Below are 2898 nucleotides of genomic sequence, written 5' to 3' on the forward strand. Positions count from 1 at the left end.
GAAAGAAACCGGATTTTGGCGCCGCTGGCTGTATGGCATGGTTATAGGTATCTAAAGAAGGCATCCGCTATTATGGACATTCATTACCTGTTAACTGGAAAAAAAATATCCAATATAAAATTATTAATCAGCAGCTTTCCATTACCGCTGGCTCATCTCCGGCACCTGACTTTAAATTAAACCTATATGATACTGATTTGCAGGACAGATCTGATATCCTCTTCCAACTGCTTTCCAATTATTACTCCAGGAAAATCTATATACACGATTCAATGCCTTCCTTCGGTTGTTAAATAATCCCGGATGAAACTTACATTCACAAGTATTCTATTGGGGAGAATATCCGGGTAACAGCGGAAAAAATGACACGCTGAAGAAAACCAATTCTCATTTTTTGAATTTAGAGGGTTACCCTTTGAATACACAATTTTACCAGCTTATTAATGTAGTTATTTAGGGTGTCAATAAACTTAAAACGCGATAAAATAGCATCTACAGTCTGCGGTATACTTCCGGAATGATAATCTACGGTTAAAATAAAATGTCCTATTTTTACAGTAACATTCATTCTACGCCAACGTGACTAAAACAAAACATATCGTTATACTCGTCCCCCCGCAAACCTCATTATTAGATGTAGCGGGCCCGCTGGAAGTCTTCTCCAAGACCTCCGACTATATGACGCGGCATAGAAAGGCAAAGGATAAATACTATACAACACACCTGGTATCCATGGATGATACGATGGCTGTGCCTACTTCTTCCGGTATGCCTGTTATCTGCGAAGGAGGCATTTCAGGGATCCACTACCCGATAGATACTGCAATCATTGCTGGCAGGGGGGAATACAGGAAGGGAGCGCCGGCCCATATACTGAAATGGATACAAAAGATCAATAAGAGCAAATCGAAACCCCGCATCGCTTCTATTTGCGCAGGCGCTTTTATACTGGCGGAAACCGGCCTGCTGGATGGTCGCCGCGCTACTACCCACTGGCAGCTCCACGATAAACTGGCTGAGAAATTCCCATTAGTTAAAGTAGAGAAAGATCCCATCTATATCAGGCAGGGGAACATTTACACTTCTGCGGGGATATCAACCGGCATTGATCTTACACTGGCATTGGTAGAGGAAGACCTGGGGAGAGATGTGGCCATTGAAGTGTCCAGGATCCTGGTATTATACCTGAAAAGGCCCGGGAACCAGTCGCAGTTCAGTAATATCCTCAGGACGCAAAAAACGGATTACAGGCCGGTAAAAGATAGTCTGCAGTGGATCCAGGAACACCTGGATGAGGATCTGTCCGTTGAACAACTGGCCGCAAAAGCATCCATGAGCGCCCGCAATTTCTCCAGGGTATTTTACAGGGAAGCAGGGGTAACACCAGCCAAGTTCGTTGAAAAAGCCCGGGTGGAAGCTGCCCGCCGCCGCCTGGAAGAAACACGTTTAAGCCTCGAAGAAATAGCAGCAGAATGCGGCACCGGCGATGCCAATGGCTTAAGGCGGCTTTTTATCCGCCACCTTAACACCACCCCGGTTGCCTACAGGAAAAACTTTGCCTGATTATAAATTGCCGAAACAGATCAATAACCTTGTTAACTGAGAAACGAATGACATTTCATTATCGTACCAGGACACGGTTTTCAGCAACTGCTTATCCCCCACTCCGGTGATCTTTGTTTGAGTGGCGTCAAACAGTGAACCATAACTCATTCCCACTACATCCTGAGAAACGATGGGATCTTCGTTATAACCGTAAGACTCGTTGGCCGCGGCTTTCATGACTTCGTTTATTTCCTTTTCACTGGTTGTTTTATTCAATAAGGTGTATAGTTCTACTACAGAACCCGAATGAACAGGAACACGCTGGGAAGCGCCGTCCAGTTTTCCGTTCAGCTCAGGGATTACCAGGCCAATGGCTTTAGCAGCACCCGTAGTATAAGGAACGATACTGTCTGCTGCCGCTCTTGATTTGCGGAAACCATTCTTTGGATCAGGTGTATCCATCAGGGGCTGCGAATTGGTATAGGCGTGAATGGTATTCATCTGGCCTGTAATAATGCCGAACCGGTCGTTCAATACCTTGGCCATAGGCGCCAGGCAATTGGTAGTACATGATGCTGCGCTGATCAATACATCTTCCTTATTCAACAACTGGTGGTTCACATTGTATACGATCGTTTTCACATCCTTGTCGGAAGGGGCAGATATGATCACCTTTTTTGCGCCTGCTTTCAAATGCAATGCGGCTTTATCTTTCGATTCAAAGATCCCGGTGCACTCCAGTACCACATCTATGCCCAGCTCCTTCCAGGGAAGGTTTTCAGGGCTTCTTTCTGCAAATACCGCTACTTCCCTTCCGTCAACAGTCAGCGATTTCTCTGTGCTGCTTATGGTATTGGGAAATACGCCGTGCACGGAATCATATTTCAGTAAATAGGCGAGCATTTCAGGGGTGCTCAGATCATTCAATGCAACTACTTCCACTTCGTTACTACCAAACAGTTTCCTGAATGTCATCCTGCCGATTCTTCCGAACCCGTTTATTGCAACTTTTATCATACTATTTGATTTTTAGTCTGTATGACAAAGGTAGCTTTTGTACAGCTTGTCTTAAATGACAAATTTCATTCAATTTAGGACAACTAAAAAAGCGATCAACCTGGTATCCCCTATCTTGATTTCTTTGAAGATTTCTTCGATGTAACCGCAGTTGTATCTGACACCTTCTTTGAATTATAATGCTTCACTCCACGGGTGTTATACCAAACGACTAAGCAAAAGAAAAGACCGCCTATAACCAATAAGCCTCCTATTATTTTCAGCATTGTTTCAAAAGCAGGGATGGCAACGGATTTACGGTAGGAACTAAAACGCTGTAACCCACCTTCTCCCCTT

Annotated in this window: 3 protein-coding genes; 1 reads left to right on the forward strand and 2 read right to left on the reverse strand. The window is 44.4% G+C overall.

The window, feature by feature from the left end:
- The first annotated feature begins 579 nt into the window (after nt 1-579).
- The gene (locus VN105_RS03745) at nt 580-1563 is read left to right on the forward strand and encodes a GlxA family transcriptional regulator (protein ID WP_325638068.1); all 984 of its coding nucleotides are present in this window, start codon (nt 580-582) and stop codon (nt 1561-1563) included.
- Here the strand turns inward: VN105_RS03745 and gap are convergent, their stop codons facing one another.
- Together gap and VN105_RS03755 are read right to left on the reverse strand one after the other, a co-directional pair.
- Nucleotides 1564-2562 carry a type I glyceraldehyde-3-phosphate dehydrogenase gene (gene gap / locus VN105_RS03750; RefSeq protein ID WP_325638070.1) on the reverse strand — a complete coding sequence of 333 codons (999 nt, stop codon included), beginning with the start codon at nt 2560-2562 and terminating at the stop codon, nt 1564-1566.
- Between the two features lie 110 nt (nt 2563-2672).
- A partial coding sequence (locus tag VN105_RS03755) for a hypothetical protein (RefSeq protein ID WP_325638072.1) occupies nt 2673-2898 on the reverse strand: 226 nt, incomplete at its 5' end.

It is taken from the genome of Chitinophaga sp., assembly GCF_035564935.1.
Lineage (GTDB): Bacteria > Bacteroidota > Bacteroidia > Chitinophagales > Chitinophagaceae > Chitinophaga.

What these genes read in the sequence shown, in the direction of transcription:
- gap (WP_325638070.1), bottom strand. Translation starts at nt 2,562, where the DNA reads ATGATAAAAGTTGCAATAAACGGGTTCGGAAGAATCGGCAGGATGACA.